This window comes from Thiolapillus sp., from assembly GCF_048562965.1.
In the GTDB taxonomy this organism is placed as follows: domain Bacteria; phylum Pseudomonadota; class Gammaproteobacteria; order Chromatiales; family Chromatiaceae; genus Thiolapillus; species Thiolapillus brandeum_A.
Map to the genome: position 1 here is coordinate 1 of NZ_JBHNMF010000317.1, position 3,858 is coordinate 3,858.

The 3,858-nt window shown below is 59.4% G+C and carries 5 protein-coding genes; 3 read left to right on the plus strand and 2 right to left on the minus strand.

The genetic code is table 11. The features are described from left to right. On the plus strand, positions 1-669 hold a 669-nt coding region (locus ACOCD2_RS13965; RefSeq protein ID WP_294117197.1), incomplete at its 5' end, for an IS1380 family transposase. Between the two features lie 249 nt (positions 670-918). Here ACOCD2_RS13965 and ACOCD2_RS13970 read toward each other — a convergent pair. After that, positions 919-1,671 (minus strand): Nif3-like dinuclear metal center hexameric protein, encoded by a 753-nt coding sequence (locus ACOCD2_RS13970; RefSeq protein WP_293649340.1) that lies wholly within the window; start codon positions 1,669-1,671, stop codon positions 919-921. Between the two features lie 48 nt (positions 1,672-1,719). Here ACOCD2_RS13970 and ACOCD2_RS13975 point away from each other — a divergent pair, with 48 nt between their 5' ends. Then, positions 1,720-2,856 carry a S1C family serine protease gene (locus ACOCD2_RS13975; protein ID WP_293649343.1) on the plus strand — a complete coding sequence of 379 codons (1,137 nt, stop codon included), beginning with the start codon at positions 1,720-1,722 and terminating at the stop codon, positions 2,854-2,856. 9 nt (positions 2,857-2,865) lie between these two features. After that, a complete protein-coding gene (locus ACOCD2_RS13980; protein WP_293649345.1) occupies positions 2,866-3,504 on the plus strand; it encodes a DUF2238 domain-containing protein in 639 nt (212 codons plus the stop codon). On the opposite strand, the gene ACOCD2_RS13985 is transcribed toward ACOCD2_RS13980, so the two are convergent. Next, positions 3,482-3,760, minus strand: coding sequence for a hypothetical protein (locus ACOCD2_RS13985; RefSeq protein WP_293652711.1), 279 nt, complete (start codon positions 3,758-3,760; stop codon positions 3,482-3,484). The two genes, ACOCD2_RS13980 and ACOCD2_RS13985, sit on opposite strands and share 23 nt — an antisense overlap. Between the last annotated feature and the right edge of the window lie 98 nt (positions 3,761-3,858).

Sequence of the window (3,858 nt, forward strand, 5' to 3'; positions counted from 1 at the left end):
GCAGACTCGGGTTTCTGCCGTGACGCGATCATGGCCTGGTGCGAGACCAACGACGTGGGCTATGTTCTGGGTCTGGCGCGCAACAAGCGTCTGCAACGGGCCTTGGGCAAAGAAATGGAAGAGGCCCGCCTGGCCTGTGAGCGCACCGGCGAGACCGCCCGGTGTTTCCGTGACTTCCGCTACCGCACGCGCAAATCCTGGTCCTGTGAACGGCGGGTGATCGGCAAGGCAGAATACCTGCCGGGCAAGGCCAATCCGCGTTTTGTCGTCACCAACCTGAGCCCCCGTGACGCAGATGCCCAATATTTATACGAAGATCTTTACTGTGCCCGAGGGGAGATGGAAAATCGCATCAAAGAACAGCAACTGGGACTGTTCGCCGATCGTACCAGCAGTGCCACCCTGCGGGCGAACCAACTGCGGCTGTACTTCTCTTCCTTTGCCTATGTCCTGCTGCATGGCCTGCGCCGGCTGGGGCTGACCGGTACGGCGTTCGCCAAGGCCCAGAGCACGACGATCCGTCTGAAGCTGCTGAAAATCGGCGCCCGCCTGCGCCTGACAGCGCGCAAGGTCTGGCTGTCCTTCTCGGAAGCGTATTCCTACGCCAGTGATATTGCCCAGATCCTGGCCAATCTCAAGCAGCATCCTGCTTGGTCGCCGCCTGGATAGGTTCTTCCGTCCCCGACAACATCGGCTCAAAGAATCAGTCCTGGGTGCTGAGGGACTGGTGCGTCTGTTCTGTCAAAAAAACATCCTCCAGAGCTCCTGAGAGAGCGAAAAACACGAGAATCTCTTCTCCTGGCGAGTGCCTTGGCACGAGAAATGGGCTATCGGTCTATCTTGGCCACGTCCCGGCGCCCAAAAACGCCGGAACTAGGGGATCGGTGAGCGATGCGGCCTAAATTTTATTCCTTGATTTCAGACAGGATTTGGAATATCGATAAACTCATGTTTTACATTGAATTTGTCTTCCAGCTCCTTTCCCAGCGCCTGAATACCATAGCGCTCGGTTGCATGGTGACCCGCCGCGATAAAATGAATATTCCGCTCTGCGGCGATATGAAAGCTGGCTTCCGACACCTCACCGGTAAGGTAGGCATCAAAACCCAGATCCGCCTCTTTGTCCACCCAGCCCTGGGCGCCACCGGTACACCAGGCCAGTCGCCGCACACCATGATCCCCGCCGGGCAAAAGCAGGGGCTCCCTGTCCGTGAACCCCTGCACCTTTTCCAGCAAGGTATCGATGGCCAGCGACTCGGGGAACTCCGCTCCCCAAAGCAAACCGTTTTCCCCTTCGATGGGCCGGGCGTCAGAACAGCCCAGCAGTTCACCCAGACAGGCATTGTTGCCTATCTGCGCATGCGCATCCAGGGGCAGGTGGTAGGCGGCCAGGCTCATGCCGTAGCGATACAGCGCCTGGATACGCCGCCCCTTCATGCCGGTGAGCGGCGGCGCTTCGTTCTTCCAGAAATAGCCGTGATGCACCAGCAGCAGTTCCGCCCCGGCAGCAGCGGCAGCCTCGATGAGCGCCAGGCTCGCTGTCACGCCGGTCACGACGCGGCTCACCTCCAGAGAAGCTTCCACCTGCAGCCCGTTGGGGCAATAGTCCTCGAAACTTCCGGCATCGAGGCGGCTATTGCAATATTCGATCAGTTCACTCAGCGCGGCCATATCAGGGCTGTCCTACGTTAAAAAACCTCATGGTAGAATGTAGCCGTTATGAATTTCCAGCGTCTTCTTGCTTTTTTCTTCACCTCAGTCGTCACCGGGCTGGCCGCTGCCTACCTGGCGCTGACTCTCTGGCCACAGCTGCTTGCGCCGCCTAGCGCCAGCAGTATCCCTGCTCCACCCTCCAATGAGGACAACCGTGGCTGGGCTGATGCCGTCGCATTTGCGGAACCTTCCGTGGTCAACATCTACACCAGCAAGATCACCCGGGAGGAAGGCAAGCCCCTGTTCGAAAACCCGCTGGTGCAACACTATTTCGGTGATCCCAGGAGCAAGCCCCGCCTGCACCGGCAAAACAATCTCGGTTCCGGCGTCGTGGTGGACCGCAATGGGTACATACTCACCAATCACCATGTCGTAAAGGATGCCGATGACATCTTCATCGGTGCCGACGGGCAGGCGCAGGTGCCCGCCAGGGTGGTCGGCACCGACCCGGATACGGATCTGGCCGTGATCCAGGCCGCCGGCAAGGACCTGCTGCCCGCCAACCTGGGGAAGTCCAGTCAGCTGCGGGTCGGTGATGTTGTGCTGGCCATCGGTAATCCCTTCGGCGTGGGCAAGACGGTCACCCAGGGCATCATCAGTGCCAAGGGACGCCATGAGCTGGGGCTGGCAACGTTCGAGGATTTCATCCAGACGGACGCCGCCATCAACCAGGGCAATTCCGGCGGCGCACTGATCAACACCGAAGGGGAAGTGGTCGGTATCAATACTGCCATCATCTCCAACAGCGGCGGCTCTCATGGCATTGGATTCGCCATACCCATCGATCTCGCGAAGCAGGTCATGGAGCAGATCATCAGGCACGGCCGCGTGATTCGCGGCTGGATAGGCGCCAGCGGACAGGATCTCGTACCTTTGGTGGCACGGTCTCTTGGCTTGCCGGAAGACACCAGGGGAGTATTGCTCTCCGGAGTCCTCGAGGGCGGACCGGCAGATCAGGCGGGCATCGAACCTGGTGATATCATCCGCAGCATCAACGGTGAAGCCGTCAGCAGCGCCCAGGCGGTAATGAACCAGATCGCCACCGCCTCACCGGGCACCAGCATGGATCTGACCATTCTGCGCGGCGACCAGTCGTTTCCCGTGCAGCTCATCGTCAGCGAACGCCCCAGAGATGTGGACTGACCGCTTCTCATGAAGAAACTGCCCTACCCCAACAAAGCTGAAACCGTCTTGTGGCTGGGAATCTATGCTGCGGTGCTGACCTGGTCTGCGGTCAACCCACACGACAGGTTCACCTGGTTTCTTGAAACCCTGCCCGCGATCATCTGCCTGGCGGTACTGACCTTCACCTGGAAAGCCTTCCCCCTCACCCGCCTGACCTACTGGCTGATCCTGATTCACTGCATCATTCTCATGGTGGGCGGCCATTACACCTACGCGGAAGTCCCCCTGTTCGACTGGATACGCGATCTGCTGGGCGGACAGCGCAACAACTATGACAAGGTGGGTCATTTTGCCCAGGGGCTGGTGCCGGCAATCATCGCAAGGGAAGTGGTGATCCGTCTGGACGTGATCCGCAGCAGAGCCTGGACCCACTTCTTTGTCGTCTGCTTCGTGCTCGCCTTCAGCGCTTTCTACGAGCTCATCGAATGGTGGGTGGCTGTGGCCAGTGGCGACGATGCCGTGGCCTTCCTGGGCACCCAGGGTTATGTGTGGAATACGCAGTCAGACATGTTCCTGGCCCTCATCGGCGGACTGGTGGCGGTGACTCTCTTCGCCCCCTGGCACGACCGCCAGCTGGCGCGTTTCACCCGGAAGGCGGACGGGTAAAGGTCTTGGCGCCCTTCAGCATCTGGCGAATCACCGTCATGTGTGACTGGTAGAAAGGCCCCGGATTATTCACATCCCTGTCATCCCGGGTAGTGAGCACGTTCTGCCGCCCCGACATGCTGCGATACGGCACATAGAACTTGTACTCGCCATCGATGTAGGCCACGCCGCTCCAGTCACTGGCAATCACATAGCCGGGACGGTCGGGCGCAAAGATGTCCTGTCCCTGGGCATAGTGTAAGCGCCAAAGAATCAACCCTTTTGCATCTTGTTGAGGGAGGTGTTCCAGGGTAGCAAGGCTTCGACGTCCTCAACCATCTTGGCGTTCCCAATATGCTGTAGCACATGGTTGAG

Bases quoted from the DNA above. Each gene is read 5' to 3' on its own strand.
- ACOCD2_RS13970 (WP_293649340.1), bottom strand. From the start codon at position 1,671: ATGGCCGCGCTGAGTGAACTGATCGAATATTGCAATAGCCGCCTCGAT.
- ACOCD2_RS13975 (WP_293649343.1), top strand. From the start codon at position 1,720: ATGAATTTCCAGCGTCTTCTTGCTTTTTTCTTCACCTCAGTCGTCACC.
- ACOCD2_RS13980 (WP_293649345.1), top strand. From the start codon at position 2,866: ATGAAGAAACTGCCCTACCCCAACAAAGCTGAAACCGTCTTGTGGCTG.